This window comes from Aestuariibaculum marinum (assembly GCF_014596975.1).
Lineage (GTDB): Bacteria > Bacteroidota > Bacteroidia > Flavobacteriales > Flavobacteriaceae > Aestuariibaculum > Aestuariibaculum marinum.
Window position 1 is genome coordinate 212,516 of record NZ_JACVXD010000001.1, and the last position, 20,794, is coordinate 233,309.

Annotated in this window: 15 protein-coding genes; 7 read left to right on the forward strand and 8 right to left on the reverse strand. The window is 34.5% G+C overall.

Annotated elements, in window-relative coordinates:
• Positions 1 to 55: 55 nt before the first annotated feature.
• From ICJ85_RS00865 to ICJ85_RS00885, 5 genes are all read right to left on the reverse strand, one after another.
• Positions 56 to 2,812, reverse strand: a complete 2,757-nt coding sequence (locus ICJ85_RS00865; protein ID WP_317173029.1) for a metalloprotease — start codon at positions 2,810 to 2,812, stop codon at positions 56 to 58.
• A gap of 182 nt (positions 2,813 to 2,994) precedes the next feature.
• A complete protein-coding gene (locus ICJ85_RS00870; protein WP_188221880.1) occupies positions 2,995 to 3,681 on the reverse strand; it encodes an LOG family protein in 687 nt (228 codons plus the stop codon).
• Between the two features lie 113 nt (positions 3,682 to 3,794).
• Complete coding sequence (gene uvrA, locus ICJ85_RS00875; protein WP_188221881.1) at positions 3,795 to 6,629, reverse strand: excinuclease ABC subunit UvrA; 2,835 nt, start codon at positions 6,627 to 6,629, stop codon at positions 3,795 to 3,797.
• A gap of 508 nt (positions 6,630 to 7,137) precedes the next feature.
• A complete protein-coding gene (locus ICJ85_RS00880) occupies positions 7,138 to 7,854 on the reverse strand; it encodes a hypothetical protein (protein WP_188221882.1) in 717 nt (238 codons plus the stop codon).
• Between the two features lie 142 nt (positions 7,855 to 7,996).
• Positions 7,997 to 8,608, reverse strand: coding sequence for an acyl carrier protein phosphodiesterase (locus ICJ85_RS00885; RefSeq protein ID WP_188221883.1), 612 nt, complete (start codon positions 8,606 to 8,608; stop codon positions 7,997 to 7,999).
• An 84-nt stretch (positions 8,609 to 8,692) separates the two neighbouring features.
• On the opposite strand from ICJ85_RS00885, the gene glmM reads away from it, so the two are divergent.
• Positions 8,693 to 10,087: a phosphoglucosamine mutase gene (gene glmM, locus ICJ85_RS00890; RefSeq protein ID WP_188221884.1), complete on the forward strand. Its 1,395-nt coding sequence runs from the start codon at positions 8,693 to 8,695 to the stop codon at positions 10,085 to 10,087.
• A 14-nt stretch (positions 10,088 to 10,101) separates the two neighbouring features.
• Positions 10,102 to 10,617, forward strand: a complete 516-nt coding sequence (locus ICJ85_RS00895; protein ID WP_188221885.1) for a DUF3124 domain-containing protein — start codon at positions 10,102 to 10,104, stop codon at positions 10,615 to 10,617.
• Positions 10,618 to 10,670: 53 nt separating this feature from the next.
• Here ICJ85_RS00895 and ICJ85_RS00900 read toward each other — a convergent pair whose 3' ends face one another.
• Positions 10,671 to 11,552: a lysophospholipid acyltransferase family protein gene (locus tag ICJ85_RS00900; RefSeq protein ID WP_188221886.1), complete on the reverse strand. Its 882-nt coding sequence runs from the start codon at positions 11,550 to 11,552 to the stop codon at positions 10,671 to 10,673.
• Between the two features lie 62 nt (positions 11,553 to 11,614).
• On the opposite strand from ICJ85_RS00900, the gene ICJ85_RS00905 reads away from it, so the two are divergent.
• Both ICJ85_RS00905 and lon read left to right on the forward strand, forming a co-directional pair.
• On the forward strand, positions 11,615 to 12,265 hold the full coding sequence (locus ICJ85_RS00905) for a rhomboid family intramembrane serine protease (protein ID WP_188221887.1): 651 nt from the start codon (positions 11,615 to 11,617) through the stop codon (positions 12,263 to 12,265).
• Between the two features lie 224 nt (positions 12,266 to 12,489).
• Positions 12,490 to 14,940 carry an endopeptidase La gene (gene lon, locus ICJ85_RS00910; RefSeq protein ID WP_188221888.1) on the forward strand — a complete coding sequence of 817 codons (2,451 nt, stop codon included), beginning with the start codon at positions 12,490 to 12,492 and terminating at the stop codon, positions 14,938 to 14,940.
• A gap of 39 nt (positions 14,941 to 14,979) precedes the next feature.
• On the opposite strand, the gene ICJ85_RS00915 is transcribed toward lon, so the two are convergent.
• The gene (locus ICJ85_RS00915; protein ID WP_188221889.1) at positions 14,980 to 16,149 is read right to left on the reverse strand and encodes a retropepsin-like aspartic protease; all 1,170 of its coding nucleotides are present in this window, start codon (positions 16,147 to 16,149) and stop codon (positions 14,980 to 14,982) included.
• A gap of 181 nt (positions 16,150 to 16,330) precedes the next feature.
• Here ICJ85_RS00915 and porQ point away from each other — a divergent pair, with 181 nt between their 5' ends.
• Both porQ and cmk read left to right on the forward strand, forming a co-directional pair.
• Positions 16,331 to 17,350: a type IX secretion system protein PorQ gene (porQ, locus tag ICJ85_RS00920; protein WP_188221890.1), complete on the forward strand. Its 1,020-nt coding sequence runs from the start codon at positions 16,331 to 16,333 to the stop codon at positions 17,348 to 17,350.
• Between the two features lies 1 nt (position 17,351).
• Complete coding sequence (cmk, locus tag ICJ85_RS00925) at positions 17,352 to 18,044, forward strand: (d)CMP kinase (protein ID WP_188221891.1); 693 nt, start codon at positions 17,352 to 17,354, stop codon at positions 18,042 to 18,044.
• Positions 18,045 to 18,088: 44 nt separating this feature from the next.
• Here cmk and ICJ85_RS00930 read toward each other — a convergent pair whose 3' ends face one another.
• The gene (locus ICJ85_RS00930) at positions 18,089 to 18,469 is read right to left on the reverse strand and encodes a LysM peptidoglycan-binding domain-containing protein (RefSeq protein ID WP_188221892.1); all 381 of its coding nucleotides are present in this window, start codon (positions 18,467 to 18,469) and stop codon (positions 18,089 to 18,091) included.
• A 292-nt stretch (positions 18,470 to 18,761) separates the two neighbouring features.
• On the opposite strand from ICJ85_RS00930, the gene rpsA reads away from it, so the two are divergent.
• Complete coding sequence (rpsA, locus tag ICJ85_RS00935; RefSeq protein ID WP_188221893.1) at positions 18,762 to 20,594, forward strand: 30S ribosomal protein S1; 1,833 nt, start codon at positions 18,762 to 18,764, stop codon at positions 20,592 to 20,594.
• The last annotated feature ends 200 nt before the right edge of the window (positions 20,595 to 20,794 follow it).

Genomic DNA, 20,794 nt, shown 5'->3' on the forward strand with positions numbered 1-20,794 from the left:
TTTGATTGAAAAATTTTTATAAAAAATGCTGTTTGAGTAAGAATTGTTTAACGAGTTAAAACCAACGCCTTCTAAATAAACCTAATAAAACTTGTGGGTCTAAAGTGAATTTTATCCGTATTCGTTCTTCATATTGAGGCTGAGAGATTTCCCACCCTAAATTAGAATAAATAGGGAAGTAAACTTCAAAATAATCGGTAACAAGATTGACGCGTATACCTGAGTCGTAGACAAATTTGGCGTGATCGAATTTATTCTTAACAAAACCAATATCTCCATACGCTAAAATGTATCGCCACAGGGTTGTACTTACGTTAACGGTAGAAATCCATTGGTTGGCAAAGGGCGTGTCTAGTTTAGATTTAAATCCCCCTTCAGCTTCAATATACTGTTGACTGAAAATTCCAGAGCTTTCGGATCTTCCTAAATAAGGTAATTCAAATAAATAATCCGTTGGGCGATCTAGCGCAAAGCTAAAATAATCTGAATCAATATCGTTTCTGTTGCTTAAAAAGGCCCCAGTATAAGAACGAACGTTAAGCTGCCTGTTGTTATGAAATAAGTGTCTGTACTCGAAATTAAAGGCTAATTTGCTAAACGTTTTTCCAATTTGCAGATCAGTATACCACTTTGTATAATTAATTAAGTTATCGTTGGAATGAATGAATCGTGCATTAAATACATTATAACTAGGTTCGTCGGTAGTGTAGATGTTATTAATGTCCTTATCGCGATGAATATCAAGATATCTAAACGATAGCATTTGTCTTTTATTAGATCGGAAATTATCGTCCTGTCTGAATTGAAAAGTTAAAGAAGGTGTAATTTGTCTAACAAATAAATCAGGAGCATATGAGCTATAGCCTCCAACTAAACCATAGTTGATAGCATAAAGGTTTTTGTTTTCAAGATAGTGCGTCATGGCTACAACACCAGATCCGGTAAATGATCTGGATTTAAATGCATACTGAGGTGAAAATTTGTAACTGAATCGTTTTTTTAATAAGGTTTTATTGTAGGTTTTGACACCTAAAGTGAAACCGTCGTAAATATTATTAAATTCCAAAAGCGGCATGAAAAATACCTGATTGTAATATGGATCTTCAATATCTTTAAAAAGTCTGAACTGTAGCGGTTTGTTGTTAAAAAAGAACCCTTTTAAGGATTTCCAATTATCACGCTCATTAATTTCTGGAATAATACTGTTGTAGTTTAAAACAAGCTTATTGGCGTCATTTCTTGGAAGAGTTAGTGTTTTATTCTCACTAATGTTTTCAATCCATGTTTTTGAAATAACACTATCATTGTTTAAAGTATAAAGAGACACCGGCATGGTGTTGTGTCTTTTGTTTTTTATAGTAACCGTTATGGAGTCTTCGGTTTTGTGTACATTTTTTATTTTAAAATCTAATTTGCTACGTGTTTTTAAATAATCGTTGAAGAACCAATCGATATTTTTGTCGGTTTTAGATTTTAAGTAGGGTTCAAAATCTGAGGCTTGAATTGGTTTTAATTTGTTATCGTTAACAAAAGATTCAATGGAGCTTTCAACAATATGGTTATTAACAAAATCGTCTAAATATTTTAACCCAATACCAGCTTTGTATTTATTGGCGATATTGGCATTGAATTTTAGAAGCGAATCCTTAGCCATAACCAAAGGTTGATCTCTATTGGTTCTCGCCATAAGCATAAAGGCTAAATTGTATTTGTCATTAAAACGCATGTCTGCTGCGTGAAACGATCGAACGCCCCAAAAATTAGCTAAAGACCCGAGGAATTTCATATTTGGGTAATGTTCCTCAACATAATTTATCAAATAGAAAATCTCAATACCATCAATTAACCATTGGTCTTTCCTTGGGTTTAGAAGTAAGGTGTTTTCTAAATAATTACGAAGCGCTACTTTTAAAAGTTTAAGTTCGTATTTAAAATGACTAGGGTAAGTTTTTATAAAGCTCGGTAGAAAATTTAAGCCGTAAACAGGGTTGTCGTCATAATCGGTTTGGGTAGCAAAGAGTTTTTCATGAGGATAATCACCAAACTTCTTTGTGATATACTTTATTATTTTTTCAGTAATGAGAACCTTATCTATAATTTCTAAATCTTCATCATCAATATCTGAAACTATAGAAAAGTCATTTGTTTCAACGGTATTGAAGTTAGGTGTTTTACTAATGAATAATTTATTAACTGTCCGATTTTTTCCTGTTAGGTTAAATGTTTTATAATCAGTTGTTTGTGATTCTTTATTTAAATTTAAATCTGAAGTTAATGTATGCGTTTTAGGAATTTCTAAAATTAACGAAATATCAGATTTTGGAATGAACAAATCGTTTAAATCTTTGTTGCTAAAGTATTGCCATTCACCATTATATATTGCAGGTGTGATATACCAGTATTTTAAATTTAAATCACCTGTTTTAGTAATGCCATATCCAGTAAATTTATCGCTAGGCAGCTGTACAATATATTCTAGGTGTATATTATATGATTCTCCCGGGTATAATGCTGAATTCAATATTACTTTAACGATATCTATCTGGCTTTTTAAATCATGATATACCAAATCTGTATCATTACTTTTTACAGAAGTTAAAATTGAGAAACCACGTTCGTCGTTTTTTGCCAAGTGAAAATCGTTTCGGTATTCATCAGCAATTCGCTTTGCTAAAGGTGTTGTTTTTGTAGCATACGAATTTCCCCAGTTACTTAAATAAATAGAATGAAGAGTGTCGTTTGAAGTGTTTTGATATTGAATATTTTGAGAGATTTTAATCTGCTTATTTTCAATATAAAAAATAGCATGCACGTCAATTTTGTTTTGGCTAAAACAAGTAAGACCAACAAGAAGGCTAATGGTAAAACTAAAATGACGTAAATTCAATTTCTATTAAAGATTAAGGATTGCAAATGTATGTTGATTATCACAATATAGGATTAAACCGAATATTGTTAGATAATTTATAAACGAAAAAAACACTTAAATGGGTTTTAAAAATTAGGACTTAAACCTGATTCTTTGTAGAAGCTATCAAGTATGTCTATAACCTCGTCTTCAGAATCGACCAAATGAATTAGATTTAAGTCTTCAGGGCTGATATTACCGTGACTAAGAAGAGTTGATTTAACCCATTCTATAAGTCCTTCCCAGAATTCTGTTCCAACAAGTATAATTGGGAATTTTTCGATTTTATGCGTTTGTATCAGTGTCATTGCTTCAAATAATTCATCTAAAGTTCCAAAGCCACCAGGCATAACAACAAACCCTTGAGAGTATTTAACAAACATAACCTTTCTCACAAAGAAATAATCGAAATCTAAACTTTTATCTGAATCTATATAAGGGTTATCGTGTTGTTCAAAAGGTAATTCTATGTTTAGACCAACAGAGGTTCCGCCACCTATATGTGCTCCCTTGTTACCGGCTTCCATGATACCTGGTCCACCACCGGTAATTACACCGTAACCGGCTTCAACAATACGTCTGGCTATGTTTTCGGCAAGTTGATAATATTTTTGATCTGATTTTGTTCTGGCCGAACCAAAAATAGATACACAAGGACCTATTTTACTCATTTTTTCAAAACCATTAACGAATTCGCCCATGATTTTAAATATTGCCCATGAATCATTTGTTTTAATCGCATTCCACCCTTTAGGGTGTTGTTCTTTTCTCATAGTAGTGCATTAAATTTTTTATAGTCCATTAAGCATGTTGAATACTTTGCTTAGTGAACTGCTCAAATTTAGTTTTCTATTTTATGAAAAGCAAACGGCGATACGCTTATTATTTATAGGTTTAATTCTTTCTTTAAAAATTTAGCGGTATAACTCTTTTTATGCATGGCAACCTCTTCAGGTGTACCTTCAACAACAACTTTTCCACCACCTTTTCCACCTTCGTAACCAATATCAATAATATGGTCGACAGTTTTAATAACATCGAGATTGTGTTCTATAATAAGTACTGTATTGCCTTTATTGGCTAGCTTGTTAAGTACGATCATAAGAACTCTAATATCTTCAAAGTGTAACCCTGTTGTAGGTTCATCTAAAATATAGAAGGTGTTCCCTGTATCACGTTTACTAAGCTCTGTAGCCAGTTTAATACGCTGTGCCTCACCGCCAGATAGCGTTGTGCTTTGTTGGCCTAATGTGATATAGCCTAGACCTACATCTTTAATAGTTTTAAGTTTGTTAAAGATTTTTGGAATATGCTCAAAGAAATCAACAGCTTCATTAATAGTCATATTTAAAACATCACTAATAGACTTGCCTTTATATCGAATTTCGAGAGTTTCACGATTGAAGCGTTTGCCTTGGCAGGTTTCACATTCTACATAAACATCTGGGAGGAAATTCATTTCAATGACTTTCAGCCCGCCACCTTGACAAGTTTCACAGCGTCCGCCTTTTACGTTAAAGCTGAAACGTCCCGGTTTGTAACCACGAATCATAGCTTCAGGAATTTTAGCGAATAAACTTCTAATTTCGCTGAAAACACCGGTATAGGTAGCTGGATTACTTCTAGGAGTTCTACCAATAGGCGACTGGTTGATATCAATCACCTTATCGATGTGCTCTAAACCTTTGATGCTTTTGTAGGGCATAGGGTTTTTAACGCCATTGAAATAGTGAGCGTTTAGAATAGGGTATAGGGTTTCGTTGATTAAAGTTGATTTTCCGCTTCCGGAAACACCTGTAACACCAATCATTTTTCCTAAAGGAAATTTAACAGATACGTTTTTAAGGTTGTTACCTGTACACCCTTTAAGTTCTAAAAATTTACCGTTGCCTCCACGACGCTTTTTGGGAACTTCTATTTCTTTTGTGCCATTTAAATAATCGGCTGTAAGTGTGTCGTGTGTTAAAAGCTCCTGTGGTGTGCCAATGCTGATTATTTTACCGCCATGTTTTCCGGCCTTTGGACCGATATCTATAACGTAATCGGCGCGTTCAATCATGTCTTTGTCATGCTCAACAACAATAACTGAATTTCCAATGTCCCGTAGTGAAACCAAGGAGTTAATCAATTTTTCATTATCTCGTTGATGCAGGCCAATACTAGGTTCGTCTAAAATATAAAGAACCCCAACAAGTTGTGATCCTATTTGTGTTGCTAAACGAATACGTTGGGCTTCACCTCCAGAGAGAGATTTAGAGCTTCGGTTAAGGGATAAATAATCTAAGCCGACATCTAATAAAAACTGAAGTCTGGATTTGATTTCTTTAAGAACCTCTTCGGCTATTTTTAATTGTTTCTCTGAAAGGTGTTTGTTTAAATCGTTAAACCAATCAGCTAATTCAGATATGTCGGTATTAGCAAGTTCTGCTATATTTTTTTCGCTTATTTTAAAGTATAAAGATTCTTTTTTAAGTCGTGAGCCTTGACATTCAGGACATATCACTTTATCCATATACTCTTTTGCCCAGCGTTTAAGAGATGTGGTTTCAGCGGTTTTATATTGGTTTTCTATAAAATTAGCAACGCCTTCAAAATCTATTTTATAATCTCTTGTAACTCCCAGACTTTTACTTGTGATGGAGAATTTTTCATTACCACCATATAGAATCATATGTTTGGCTTCCTCAGGGATGTCTTTATAGGGATCAGATAAGCTAAAGTTATAGCGTTGCGCAATGGTGTTTAATTGTTTGAAAATCCAGCTGTTTTTTTCCGGACCATGCGGAGCTAAAGCGCCGTTCTTTATAGATAAAGTATCATCGGGAATAATTTTCTTTTCGTTTACTTTTCGCATGGTGCCTATACCATTACAAGCCGGACAAGCGCCTTTTGGAGAATTAAATGAAAAGTTGTTAGGTTCTGGATTAGGATATGAAATGCCTGACGACGGGCACATTAAGTTTCTACTAAAATAGCGCACCTCTTGCGTATCTTGATCTAAAATCATTAAAACATCTTCTCCATGATACATAGCTGTGTTAATGGTTTCAGTAAGGCGTTTATCGTTGTCTGCAGACTCGTCAATAACCAAGCGATCGATAACTATTTCAATATCGTGAGTTTTGTAACGATCGAGTTTCATCCCTTTTTTAAGGTCTTGAATTTCGCCGTCTGTTCTTACTTTTACAAAACCCTGCTTGGCAATTTGTTCAAATAATTCACGATAATGTCCTTTACGTGAACGAATAACAGGAGCTAAAACATTAATGCGTTTACCTTTGAAATCTTTTATGATTAACTCTTTTATTTGTTCGTCGCTATAGCTTACCATTTTGTCTCCGGTATTGTAACTGTAAGCATCACTGGCGCGAGCGTAGAGTAAGCGCAAAAAGTCGTAGATTTCGGTAATGGTTCCAACTGTAGATCGCGGAGATTTACTGGTGGTTTTTTGTTCGATAGCGATTACAGGAGACAGTCCGTCGATTTTATCAACGTCAGGTCGTTCGAGTCCACCAAGGAATTGTCTGGCATAGGCCGAAAAGGTTTCGATGTAACGTCGTTGTCCTTCCGCATAAATGGTATCGAAAGCCAAAGATGATTTTCCACTACCTGATAAACCGGTAATCACCACAAGTTTTTCTCTGGGAATAGATACATCAATGTTTTTTAAATTATGTACTCGTGCTCCTTTTACTTCTATAAATTCTTCGAAATGACTCATATAATCGCAAAAGCGCAAAGTTACAATTTTAGTTGTTAAATTATTAAGAGGAAGACTTCTGATTTTAATTAATCATTCAATAAAAAAAGCTGCATTATTAAATGCAGCTTTGGTGGTGTATTTTACTAGTTGGTAAAGTTTCGTAATGTCTGAAATATATTCAGACAAAAATTTTGTGTAATCATCTCTAAAAAACACTACGGTTTAATGTTGAGGAATTACAATGATAATTAGTTTAATTGTGGTTCTAAAGTAATAGAGTTTAAGCGATTATGCAAACTGTTATTTTGTTTAAAGGTCAGAAAATATGATGTTGATGTTGTTTGTTTTTCGAATTTTTAAGGGGTGTTTATGTTTAGTTTATGTTAATTTATTGTTAAGCATAGGTTTTTGTAGGGTAGATGGTAGGGGATTGTGAAAAATTAAATGGACACCCCTAAAATTTAGGGGGTAAAAAAAAAGTTAACTAATGTTAATTATTTAACAAATTTTTAAGAAATGTAAAGTGTTAGAAGCTTGTTTTGATGTCTTCTATCTCGATTCCTAAAAATAACAGTTTATGAAATGTTGGTAGTTGTGCTTCTGTCGAGGTGGTAACCCAATCGCTCCATGATGCTTCCAGCCCGTCAATGGGTAATATTGATGTCCACATTTTAAAGCTTTTAGGTTTGCCAGATTCATCAAATAGCCATAAGTAGGAATCTCCAGGGGTAGATCCTCCTGTAGTGTAGGTTATTAGTAGGCCTTGTTTGTTATCTGGTAAGTTAACTAATCGGCGTTCGGTTCCTTTATCAAAAACTTTATATGGTGCCACTAACCAAAACGAATCGTTATTAAAATATTTTATAGCCTTTTCTATAAGTTCTTCTGCCAATTCTCCATGCACGTTAAAACTATGAACAAAGGCTTGGTGGTTACTAGGGTTGTTTAAATCGAGATCAACACGGTATTCTTTCCAATATACCTTGCAGGAGCTATTAGTTTTGTTCCATTCGTAATGGTGTCGTTTCTTGAAGGTCCATTCAATATGTTTGGTGGCTTTATAGGCTTCGTGATTTAATGAAGCTAACATATTTTTAGCGAGTAAGTCTGCTTCTTCGCCTTGAATACCTTGCGGAAGCTCTTCATTATATTTAAAGTAAAGGAAACTAAAAAACAGTATACTGGGAAGTGTAAAAAACACGACTACTCCGAAAAATATTTTTAAACTGCGTTTTAGTTTCATAAGCAAATGATGTATGAAAAATTGAAAATAGTAAGAACCTGACTAAAATCTAAAATATTAATATATAACGACTTGTAAAAATAAAATAGATTAAAACCGATAGTTGTAGTAAGTTTTCGATAAAATACGACTCTTAAGTTGTTTACGAAGCGTTTTTGTTCAGTATAAAAGTATGTTCTTTTAGTTTCTGTTTGGAGAAATGTATAAGTTCATCAAAAAACTCAGAAAACTCATTTTCAAATTCATTGTAAAACTCTTCCAGTTCATTAACCGCTTCATTCATACTTGAACGATGTTTGGTTCGGCGATTCATGCCGTCCAAAACTCTTGCAATGCCGTCAATTGAAGAGTAACTTAATAACCAGTTGTCGGTCATCATATAAGGCATCATTTTTTGAATCCGCATAGGAAGTAAGTCGTAATGATTTTCTAAGGAGTCGTAAAATTCTTCCGAATACACTTTCAAAGGGCTATCATGATACATGTGCCAGTTTTTAGCCAAAAAGTGGTCGTACAAAATATCAACTATAACCCCAGAGTAATGTCCGTATTTTTCATGAAGTCGTTTGGTGCTTTGTCGTACTACTTGATGTGCATCGGTAAATGTATCAATATTTCGATGCAGAAGAATGCCGATTTGAATATCAGTGTTGTAATTTTTGTAGGCTTTTCCTTTTATGCCATCAGCAATAAAATTACCAATAGTAACTAATTCGTTTTCTCCGGAAAGATAAATATGGGCTAAGTAATTCATTTGTGAAATTTACGAATTAGGTTTTAAGAATTACAATTTTGTAATTGTATATTTGTTTCAAACTAAATTTAATTAAAAAAATTAATGACATTAATAAAATCGATTTCGGGAATTAGAGGAACCATAGGAGGGCAGGTAGGAGAGAATTTAACGCCTATTGATGCGGTTAAATTTGCAGCCGCTTATGGCGCATGGATAAAGCAACAGAGAGATAAAAAAGATTATAAAGTTGTTGTGGGTAGAGATGCTCGTATTTCGGGTAAAATGATTCAGGATTTGGTAATGAACACTCTGGTTGGTATGGGTATTCATGTTGTAGATATAGGTTTGTCGACAACTCCTACGGTAGAAGTAGCTGTTCCTATGGAGCATGCCGATGGAGGTATCATTCTAACAGCAAGTCACAACCCTAAACAATGGAACGCCTTAAAGTTGTTAAATTCCGATGGAGAGTTTTTAGACGGTGTTGAAGGTGCTAAAATTTTAGAGATTGCTGAAAGCGGCACAATCGATTTTGCCGATGTTGATAGCCTAGGAAAAATAACAAAGAATAAAGCATACATCGATTTACATATCATTGAGGTTTTAGATTTACCGCTTGTAACTGTAAATCCCATTGAAGAGGCCCGTTTTAAAGTGGTGGTTGATGGTGTGAATTCTACAGGAGGCTGGGCGATACCTTTATTGCTTGAGCGGTTAGGTGTAGAAGTTGTTAAGTTATATTGTGAGCCTAACGGACATTTTCCGCACAATCCGGAACCTTTAAAGGAGCATTTGTCAGAATTATCTAAACGTGTTGTTGAGGAACGTGCTGATTTCGGTATTGTGGTTGATCCGGATGTTGATCGCTTAGCGTTTGTAGATGAAAATGGAGAGATGTTCGGTGAAGAATACACCCTTGTGGCTTGTGCCGATTATGTATTGAGTAAAACACCGGGAAATACCGTGAGTAATATGAGTTCAACACGTGCGTTACGTGATGTTACCGAAAAGTACGGAGGTACTTATGAAGCTAGTGCCGTTGGTGAAGTGAATGTGGTGAAGCTCATGAAGCAAAACAAGGTAGTTATTGGTGGTGAAGGTAACGGCGGAATTATATATCCCGAAGCACATTACGGACGTGATGCCTTGGTTGGTGTGGCTTTATTTTTAAGCTTGTTAGCAGAAAAAGATATGAAGGTTAGTGAACTTAGAAAAACGTACCCAGACTATTATATGAGTAAAAAGAAAATTGAATTAACACCAAGTCTTGATGTCGATGCTATTTTAAAAGCTATTGAAGAACGTTATCAAAATGAACAGCTGACTACGATTGACGGTGTAAAAATTGATTTTCCTGAAAACTGGGTACATTTAAGAAAAAGTAACACAGAACCTATTGTAAGAATCTATACTGAAGCTAAATCTCAAACCTTAGCCGATGATTTGGCAGATAAGTTTATAGAAGAGATTGGTTCGATTGCGGGTATTAACGTTTAAAAACTATTTTAGTCATGACTACAAAATTTTTATTTACCGTATTATTGGCAATGCTTTTTTTGCAGTCGTGCGATAAGGAGAAGGAATACAGTTCTGTTGACGAAGTGAATTGGAAAAAAAGAATGGTCCATTCAACTTTACCTGATTCTTTAGTTCAGGGGAAAACATATTTATCGGTGTATTCTCAAATTTATAGCGAAACAGAACACCGTATTCATAGTTTAACAGCTACAGTAAGTATTAGAAATATAAATGTTTCTGATACGGTTTATATCGATAAAGCCACCTATTTCGATACCCATGGAAATGCGATACGTACATATTTTGATAAAACCATTTTTGTGGCCCCAATGGAAGCAGTAGAAATTGTTATAGATGAACGTGATGAAGAAGGAGGAACCGGAGCAAATTTCTTATTTGACTGGCGAATTAAGAATACATCAAACTCACCGTTTTTTGAAAGTGTTATGATTTCAACTTCAGGACAGCAAGGTATTTCATTTACAACACAAGGAAAAGAGCTTAAATAGTAAAGAATTTGTAAAAAACAAAAGGCAACATTTTTAATGTTGCCTTTTGTTTTTTATTCAGGTTTTTGGTCTTTGTATTTCCAGCGTTTATGTGTCCAGAAGTAATATTCGGGAGCTTCGTGAATTTGTTTTTCTACTTCACGTAAAAACATATCGGTTAATTCGTAGTCTTTATAAACGGTGCTGTCTTCGGCTAAAGTCATAATTTCAGCTTCGTAATGTCCGCGTTTTACCTTAGTTACTTTCAGGAAAGCCGTCGTTAAGTCTAATTTTTTAGCTAAACGTTCTGCTCCAGTAAAACAAGGAACCTCTACACCCATAAAATGCCCCCAATAGACTTCTTTAGTTAACCGTGGTGATTGATCACTTAAAAAAGCCATAATGCTTTTAATATTTTGGCTTTCGTTTTCATTTATCGTGTTGATGGTTTCTTTAGTGCTAATAAGCGTAGTATTGAATTTTGAACGCATACGTCTTACTAAATTATCGAAATATTTGTTAGATAATTTCTTGTAAACAGCAAGACCATTAAAGTTAATGTAATTCTGAAGCACGACAGACCATTCCCAGCTGGCATAATGCCCAAACATTAGGATGATACTTTTATTTAAACTTTCCAGACGTTTAAATTCTTCCGGATTTTTTATTTTAAATCGCTTGTTTAATTCTTTTTCAGAGATGGTGAGTGTTTTAGCCATCTCTAAAAACATATCGCATAAATGCTTGTAGAACTTTTTTGTGATGATTAAAACTTCCTCGTCTGTCTTTTCAGGAAAAACCAGCTTAATATTGCTTTTAACGACTTTCTTTCGGTAGGCTACAATATGGTACATAAGCAAATACAGTCCGTCTGAAATAAGATACAGGATTGGAAAGGGAAGTATGGAAATAATCCATAAAAGAGGATAAACAAGAATATATGCTAAGAATTGCATGAATTAATTTTAGATTTGTAGGGACAAATATATGCTAATTTGAAAATAAACTTTTAAGCTTTATGGGGAATTTAAATTTAATAACTATTGTAATAATTGCAGCGAATGTGCTAATATCCTATAAAGGATTTAGTGATTACGGATTTTTCGATAGGTATAAGTTTCAGGTTGGTAATGTACAACGCGGGGAAAAAATTAGATTATTCAGTTCTGCTTTTCTACATGTCGACACACAGCACTTACTGTTTAATATGTTAACCTTGTATTTTTTTGCAAATACCGTGTTGTGGAGTTTAGGTACAGTTGGTTTTCTGTTTATTTATATTGGAAGTTTGTTGTTTGGTAATGTATTGTCATTATACTTTCATAAAAATGAATATCATTACAGTGCAGTAGGAGCCAGCGGCGCAGTTACAGGTATTTTGTATTCTGCTATTTTATTGGAACCGAATATGAGTTTGTATTTGTTCTTTGTGCCAATTCCAATTCCTGCATATGTTTTTGGTGTTGGATATTTACTATATTCTATTTACGGTATGAAAAACAGAATCGGCAATATTGGTCATGACGCGCATTTTGGAGGTGCTGTTGGAGGATATATTATAACGTTGTTTTTAGCTCCAAGTTTGTTTCAAGAGCATATGCTAATGGTTGTATTATTAGCGATACCCATTGCTTTGTTATATGTGTTGAAAAAGGCAGGTAAAATATAAGTAAAGGCCCATTTTAAATTTAGGATGGGCTTTTTTCTGGGTAAACTTCTTTTACTGTATTGTTTTGTCGTGTTTACTATTATGGCACAGGAATTGACTTTATATAAGAAAGATGTATAATTTTAATTGTTTAAACGACTGAATCTAAAACAATTGATATTATAGGTTAATTATTAAATCTGAAAGACTAGTCTGTTGACTGACAGATTGGCTTAAATATACATATGAAGAAATCAAATTTTTTAACCCTTGACAGTTTGTCATTACAGGATTTTGACGAAAACGCAGAATTAATTCCTTTAATGACACCTGAAGACGAAGAAGAAATAAACAACGAAGAGCTGCCCGAAACTTTGCCTATACTTTCGTTAAGAAACACTGTATTGTTTCCAGGAGTAGTTATTCCTATTACGGCGGGTCGTGATAAGTCTATTAAACTAATTAACGACGCAAACAAAGGCTCTAAGATTATTGGTGTAGTAGCTCAAAAAGATGAGTCGGTAGAAAACCCAACGGTCAAAGAAATTAATGAGGTGGGTACGGTTGCCAAAATTTTACGTGTTTTAAAAATGCCCGATGGTAACGTAACCGTTATTATTCAGGGTAAAAAGCGTTTTAAAGTAGCAGAGGTTCTTACCGAAGAACCTTATATGAATGCTACGGTAAGAGATTTACCTGAAGCAAAGCCAGCAGTTAAGAATAAAGAGTTTTCTGCAATCATTGATTCTATAAAGGAATTGGCTTTAAATATTATTAAAGAGAGTCCGAATATTCCAAGTGAGGCGTCTTTTGCCATTAAAAACATTGAAAGTAATTCGTTTTTAATCAATTTCGTATCATCAAATATGAATTTAACGGTTGCCGAAAAGCAGTCGCTATTAGAAATTGATGACCTTAAAAAACGAGCACTTGCAACTTTGAAATACATGAATGTTGAGTTTCAAAAACTGGAACTTAAAAACGATATTCAGTCTAAGGTGCAAATGGATATGAGTCAGCAGCAACGTGAGTATTTCTTGCATCAGCAAATGAAAACCATTCAGGAAGAATTGGGTGGCGTAAATCATGAGGAAGAGATTGAAGAGATGCGTGAGCGTGCACTTACTAAAGAATGGGATGAAAAAGTAGCGAAACATTTCGAGAAGGAATTATCGAAGATGCAACGCATGAATCCTCAGGTGGCAGAGTATTCTATTCAGCGTAATTACTTAGAACTGTTTTTAGATTTACCTTGGAATGAATACAGTCAGGATAAATTCGATTTAAAGCGTGCTAAAAAGATTTTAGATCGTGAGCATTTCGGATTGGAAGATGTTAAACGTCGTATTATTGAGTACTTAGCGGTATTGAAATTACGTAACGATATGAAGTCGCCTATTTTATGTCTTTACGGACCTCCGGGAGTAGGTAAAACCTCTTTGGGTAAATCTATAGCTGAGGCTTTAGGTAGAGAGTATGTTCGTATTTCGCTTGGTGGTTTACGTGATGAAGCAGAGATTCGTGGACATAGAAAAACTTACATAGGTGCCATGCCAGGGCGTATCATTCAGAGTTTGAAGAAAGCAGGAACGTCGAATCCTGTATTTGTTCTTGATGAAATTGATAAATTAACCAATTCTCATAACGGAGATCCGTCTTCAGCAATGCTTGAGGTTTTAGATCCTGAGCAAAACAGTGAATTCTATGATAACTTCTTAGAGATGGGTTACGACCTTTCTAAAGTAATGTTCATAGCAACATCTAATAGCTTAGGAAGTATTCAGCCGGCATTACGCGATCGTATGGAGATAATTAACGTTACTGGATACACCATTGAAGAGAAGGTAGAGATTGCTAAGCGTCATTTATTGCCAAAGCAATTAAAAGAGCATGGTTTGGATGATTCGCATTTAAAAATAGGAAAGCCACAACTAGAAAAAATAGTAGAAGGTTATACCAGAGAATCAGGTGTTCGTGGTTTAGAAAAGCAAATAGCAAAAATGGTGCGTCATGCAGCTAAGAACATTGCTATGGAAGAAGAGTATAATGTCAAGGTTACAAACGAAGATATTATTGAAGTGCTTGGAAGACCTAAATTAGAACGTGATAAATACGAGAATAACAATGTGGCAGGTGTTGTTACGGGATTAGCATGGACTAGCGTAGGAGGAGATATTCTATTCATTGAGTCTATTCTTTCTAAGGGGAAAGGTATGCTTAATATTACCGGAAACCTAGGTAAGGTGATGAAGGAATCTGCTACTATTGCTATGGAATACATTAAAGCCAATGCTGATGAATTCGGCATTGATAATGAAGTGTTCGACAAATACAATGTGCATATTCACGTGCCGGAAGGCGCAACGCCCAAAGATGGACCAAGTGCAGGTATTACGATGTTAACTTCTCTTGTGTCCTTATTTACTCAGAAGAAAGTTAAGAAGAGTCTGGCAATGACAGGTGAGATTACGCTTCGGGGTAAAGTGCTTCCGGTAGGAGGTATTAAAGAGAAAATTTTAGCGGCGAAACGCGCCAGAATAAAAGAGATTATTCTTTGTGAAGAAAATAAACGTGATATTGAGGAGATTAAGCAGGAATACTTAAAAGGCTTAACCTTCCATTACGTTACAGATATGAGTGAGGTTATTAAAATAGCCATCACGAATCAAAAGGTAACAAATGCTAAAAAGCTATAAATTAAAAAGAGGTTGGATTTCAGCCTCTTTTTTTTATGTTTATTCTTTGTTAACGGTTATTTCGAAGACTTCGCCTTTAACAGGTTGTATTTTCATTTTTATATGGTTAAGGTCATCAGAAATTATTTGAGAGGTAATAATGTCGCATAAATTTGCAGGGATGTCATTTATTTCTAAGAGTTGGTCTCCGTAATGTAATTTACTTTTCAAGTTTTCGTTCCAGATATATCCAATAATAACGTTTTCATCTTTAACAGAAAGTGAAAATCCTAATTCTGGGCGGTTAACGTTTATAGGGTTGGTGTCTGTTTCAAAATAGAATTTTTTGTTTTTGTAATCTATAGTGGTTATTCCGTTTTGTAACAATTTCGTTCCTATTTTTGAGTTATTGTCGTTAGATGTCTGTGCAGGAACATTTTCAAAAACGACATGGTTTAGTTTTAATCCAGGCGTTAAAACTTTGTATTGTTCATTTGTTGGTAGTGTGCCAAAAAGGCCTATTCCCGAAGCACCTGTGCTTTTACCTTTAATTTTGAATATTTCTTTCGTGTTTAACAGTTTAAAGTTTTCTAAAGCGATGTTGTAAAATTCGCTCATGCCTGTATCTACTAAAATCCGCTCTCTGGCTTTGTGTTTTCCTTCCAGGTTAATCCAGATGTATGGGCTACTTTGGTTGTCTATAAATTGAATATATGAAGCTTCACTTTTGTTTAATTTCAGAGTTTTAGCATCGTCAGTAATAATGATCTGCTTACTTTTCATATTAATCTGAAGAATTGAATTTCTTAAAAGATTACTACCAATAAATCCATCTACTTTAAAACATTTAAAAACGGGGTCGCTATTTAAGTCGTAAATTAAGGTTGGTGTTTTTGTAAATTCTACAGTACCTATGTTTAGTTTATCAAGTAGTATTAGTTCTAATTGGTTTTGCTTTCCATTGGCATCTGTAATTGTAATGGTTTTAGTTTTTGAGGTGTTTAAAATTTCTTTCAGCTCGTTTGAAATAACATTTGGAGCTCCGGTATCAAGAATAAAGCGATAGGTTTTTCCTTGAATGCCTACAGGTAAAATAATCTTATTTTTAACTATTTCAATGGGTATGGATTCAAAATATTGCTTTGAAGACTTTCCTTTATTTAGATTAGTATTCTGAGAATGTATGTTAAGAAATAAAAACAGACTTAAGATGCTTAATAGAAATTTCATGTTTTCGATTTTAATTCCATTTAAAGAATAGTTATTTGTGATAATGTGTTCTAAAGTATTAATTTCTAAAACATTTTTGTAACCATCATTAATTAACATTCAATTTATCTGTATTTTTTTATTAAAATAAAAAGGCCATGTTATCGTTTTAAGATAGATTTGTTTACTTTGCGCCCTATATATGCTAAAGAAAATTATTGTCGCTTTTACTGTATTTACTTCAGTTATCTCCTATGCGCAGTTAGGAGGCGAAGCAACGTATCAGTTTTTGAACTTAGTCTCATCACCGCGTCAGGCAGCCCTAGGAGGAAAGGTGTTAACCAACGTCGATTACGATGTGACTCAAGGGCTTTTTAACCCGGCAACCATTAATATGGAAATGGATAATCAGCTGGCGTTAAACTATACGAGTTATTTAGGCGGTATTAGTTATGGAACGGCATCTTATGCGTATACGGTAGACAGGCGTACACAAACCTTTCATGGGGGGATAACCTACATTAACTACGGTTCTTTTGATGGTTACGACGAAGATGGAAATTCTACTGGAACCTTTACGGGTAGCGAAACGGCTTTGTCCTTGGGGTATGCATTACAAATAGGGTATTCTGATTTTTATTTCGGTGGAAATTTAAAATTGATAACATCTAAATTAGAACAGTACAATTCATTTGGTGCTGCGGTGGATTTAGGATTGATATATATCGATGAGGTGAATGACTTTCACGCGGCATTAGCGATTAGAAATCTGGGAACCCAAATTACAACCTATGCCGGACTTCAGGAGAAATTACCATTAGAAGTTGATTTTGGTATGTCGCAAACTTTAGAGAATGTACCGATTCGTTGGCATGTCACTTTAGAGAATTTACAAGAGTGGCCCATAGCTAGACCAAATCCGTCTCGTGTTACAAGTGATTTAAATGGAAATCAGACTGAAGAGAAAATTGGATTTTTAGGTCAAGTCATTAGGCATACCATTATTGGAGCAGAGGTGTTTCCGGAAGGTGGCTTCAATATTCGATTAGGCTATAATTTTAGAAGAGCAGAGGAGTTACGTTTGGTCGATCAACGTAACTTTTCAGGATTATCTGCTGGATTCTCCATCAAATTAAATAAACTTCGTTTTAGTTATACGCATGCCAAATATACCAGTGCGGCGAACTCTAATTTTTTCGGTTTACAAATAGACTTACAATAACATGAATAATAAAATTACCATTGCAATAGATGGGTTTTCTTCAACAGGAAAAAGCACGGTTGCAAAGCAGTTAGCAAAGCATTTAGGCTATGTGTATGTAGATACTGGAGCAATGTATCGTGCAGTAGCGTATTACGCCATGAGTCACGGATTTATTGATGAGAATGGTTTTGATAAAGTAAGTTTAATAGAGCATCTTGAAAATGTTAACATCAGTTTTAAGTTTAATGATGCTTTGGGTTTTGCTGAAGTATATTTAAATGGGGTTAATGTAGAAAAGAAAATCAGAACCCTTGAAGTGTCCAAATTTGTTAGTACTGTTGCAGCTGTTTCTGAAGTCAGACACAAATTAGTGGAGCAACAGCAACAAATGGGAAAAGATAAAGGTGTGGTTATGGATGGTCGCGATATTGGTACTGTTGTATTTCCAGATGCCGAACTAAAACTATTCATGACGGCGTCTGCTGAAACCAGAGCGCAACGTCGTTACAAAGAGCTTGTTGTTAGAGGCGATGAGGTTGTGTATAATGAGGTTTTAAAAAATGTTCAGGAACGCGATTATATTGACACACATCGGGAAGATTCGCCATTGGTAAAAGCTGATGACGCGATTGAAGTCGATAATTCTAATTTAACCTTAGAAGAGCAATTCAGTGTTATTCTTGAATTGGTAAACAAAACATTAAATAAGTAAACAAAAAGAGCGGTATTTACCGCTCTTTTTGTTTACTTAATCTCTTATAAATTTGGAATCACTAATTCCTGATCAGGATAAATTAAATCCGGGTTTTTAAGTTTATCGGTATTCGCATTAAAGATGGCTTGGTATTTAGAAGCATCTTTATAGTAGTGTTTTGCTATTTTACCTAAAGTTTCTCCGCTTTTCACGGTATGTCTTGCATAAACGCTGGTATCTTCTACTTTAATGTCAGCCATAATATCTTCGGGATTATTACCACCAATCTCTTTTATTTTATCCCAAAGTAAATTTTTTTCGTATTGGGTTTTAGTAGTTCCCCATACGTTTAATTTGTTTTCTTTTTCTTCAACTTTACCATCTTTAACATTTAGAGTTTCGCCTAAATCTAACACCGGTTGGTATTTTTCTTTTGCTGTCATAATTATAAGTGTTTAATATTTTTCCTTCAATATAATGATTTATAGACTATTATCTTTTATTAAAAAGTTAAGATTTTAAGTCCTGTTTAATTAGACCCGAAAGTAGGAAGGAAGTCACTACTAAATTTATTTTCTCATTTTTAGGTAATTAGCATAATAATATGTATTTTTGCACTCCTTTTAGCGGTTCAGGAAAGGTAAAAGGATTGTATATCAAATATTTAATAACACTTTTGTGTGGTTGCCGCGTAATATTTCCTAAGCATACAAAATACAAATTTTTAATCAGCACATGGCTGAAAAAGCAAAACAAGCTGAAGTTGAAGCAACAGAAGCTAAAGCTGTTGAAGCTCCAGTAGTATCTGAAGCTAAAGCAAACCCTGAAAAATTCTTAAAAGAGTTTAACTGGCACAACTACCAAGAAGGTATTGACGAAGTAGACGCTCAACAATTACAAGAATTTGAAAAATTAGTAGCTGAGAATTTCGTTGACACTTTAGATGATGAAGTTGTTGAAGGTACTGTAGTACACATTACTGATAGAGATGCTATTATCGATATCAACGCTAAATCTGAAGGTGTAATTTCTTTAAACGAGTTCCGTTACAACCCTAACTTAGCTGTTGGAGATAAAGTAGAAGTATTAATCGACGTTCGTGAAGACGCAACTGGTCAATTAGTATTATCTCACAGAAAAGCTCGTGTAATCAAAGCATGGGATCGTGTGATTAAAGCAAACGAAACTGGAGAAATCGTTAACGGTTTTGTTAAGTGTAGAACTAAAGGTGGTATGATTGTAGACGTATTCGGTATCGAAGCATTCTTACCAGGTTCTCAAATAGATGTTAAGCCAATTAGAGATTACGATCAGTACGTAAACAAAACTATGGAATTCAAAGTTGTTAAAATCAACCACGAATTTAAGAACGTAGTAGTATCTCACAAAGCGCTTATCGAAGCTGATATCGAAGTTCAGAAGAAAGAAATCATCGGTCAGTTAGAAAAAGGTCAAGTATTAGAAGGTGTTGTTAAAAACATTACTTCTTACGGTGTATTCATCGACTTAGGTGGTGTAGATGGTTTAATCCACATTACAGATCTTTCTTGGTCTCGTATCAACCATCCAAATGAGATTGTTGAGTTAGATCAAAAACTTAACGTTGTAATCCTTGATTTTGATGAAGATAAATCAAGAATCCAATTAGGATTAAAACAATTAAGCAAACACCCATGGGAAGCTTTAGCTGATACAGTTGCTGTAGGAGATAAAGTAAAAGGTAAAGTTGTTGTAATTGCAGATTACGGTGCATTTATTGAAGTAGCTGATGGTGTTGAAGGATTAATTCACGTATCTGAAATGTCTTGGTCTACGCACTTACGTTCAGCTCAAGATTTCGTATCTGTAGGAGACGAAGTTGAAGCAGTTATCTTAACATTAGATAGAGAAGAGCGTAAAATGTCTTTAGGTATCAAGCAATTAACTGCAGATCCATGGACAGACATTACTACTAAATACCCTGTAGGTTCTAAACACAAAGGTATTGTACGTAACTTCACTAACTTTGGTGTATTCGTAGAATTAGAAGAAGGTATCGACGGATTAATTTACATCTCTGATTTATCTTGGACTAAGAAAATTAAGCACCCTAGCGAATTCTGTTCAGCTGGAGATGAGTTAGAAGTTGTAGTATTAGAGTTAGATGTTGAAGGACGTAAATTATCTTTAGGTCACAAACAAACAACTGCAAACCCTTGGGATAAATACGAAACTGAATTTGCTTTAGAAACTGTTCACGAAGGCGCTATCGCTGAAATCGTAGACAAAGGAGCTACAGTAGAATTTAACGAAGATATCGTTGCATTCATCCCTTCTCGTCACTTAGAAAAAGAAGACGGAAGCAAACTTAAAAAGGGTGAAACCGCTCAATTCAAAATTATTGAGTTCAACAAAGAGTTTAAGCGTGTAGTTGCATCTCATACTGCTATCTTTAAAGCAGAAGAAATCGCTAACGTAAAAGCTGCAGCTAGAAAAGCTGAAGCACAAGCAGCAGAAGCAAAACCAACTTTAGGTGATGCTAACGATGCTTTACAAGCTCTTAAAGACAAAATGGACGGTAAAAAATAATTTTACATCCTTTAATTAGGAATCCATTATAAATCTAAAAGACCTTCAAGAAATTGAAGGTCTTTTTTTATGTGTTTACTGTTCAGTAGTTAATAATCTATAACTGTGGTTTAGATATTTTTATTTTAAATACACCATCATTTCTGTATGGTTCACACGTTTTTTTTAACTAACTTTGTTCTCCAAATACGTTTGGATAG

Coding starts and splice junctions, on each gene's coding strand:
- ICJ85_RS00870 (WP_188221880.1), bottom strand. CDS start 3,681: ATGAGAAAAGAACAACACCCTAAAGGGTGGAATGCGATTAAAACAAAT.
- ICJ85_RS00905 (WP_188221887.1), top strand. CDS start 11,615: ATGGGGAATTTAAATTTAATAACTATTGTAATAATTGCAGCGAATGTG.
- porQ (WP_188221890.1), top strand. CDS start 16,331: ATGCTAAAGAAAATTATTGTCGCTTTTACTGTATTTACTTCAGTTATC.
- cmk (WP_188221891.1), top strand. CDS start 17,352: ATGAATAATAAAATTACCATTGCAATAGATGGGTTTTCTTCAACAGGA.
- ICJ85_RS00900 (WP_188221886.1), bottom strand. CDS start 11,552: ATGCAATTCTTAGCATATATTCTTGTTTATCCTCTTTTATGGATTATT.
- ICJ85_RS00895 (WP_188221885.1), top strand. CDS start 10,102: ATGACTACAAAATTTTTATTTACCGTATTATTGGCAATGCTTTTTTTG.
- uvrA (WP_188221881.1), bottom strand. CDS start 6,629: ATGAGTCATTTCGAAGAATTTATAGAAGTAAAAGGAGCACGAGTACAT.
- ICJ85_RS00930 (WP_188221892.1), bottom strand. CDS start 18,469: ATGACAGCAAAAGAAAAATACCAACCGGTGTTAGATTTAGGCGAAACT.
- ICJ85_RS00915 (WP_188221889.1), bottom strand. CDS start 16,149: ATGAAATTTCTATTAAGCATCTTAAGTCTGTTTTTATTTCTTAACATA.
- ICJ85_RS00880 (WP_188221882.1), bottom strand. CDS start 7,854: ATGAAACTAAAACGCAGTTTAAAAATATTTTTCGGAGTAGTCGTGTTT.
- glmM (WP_188221884.1), top strand. CDS start 8,693: ATGACATTAATAAAATCGATTTCGGGAATTAGAGGAACCATAGGAGGG.
- ICJ85_RS00885 (WP_188221883.1), bottom strand. CDS start 8,608: ATGAATTACTTAGCCCATATTTATCTTTCCGGAGAAAACGAATTAGTT.
- lon (WP_188221888.1), top strand. CDS start 12,490: ATGAAGAAATCAAATTTTTTAACCCTTGACAGTTTGTCATTACAGGAT.
- rpsA (WP_188221893.1), top strand. CDS start 18,762: ATGGCTGAAAAAGCAAAACAAGCTGAAGTTGAAGCAACAGAAGCTAAA.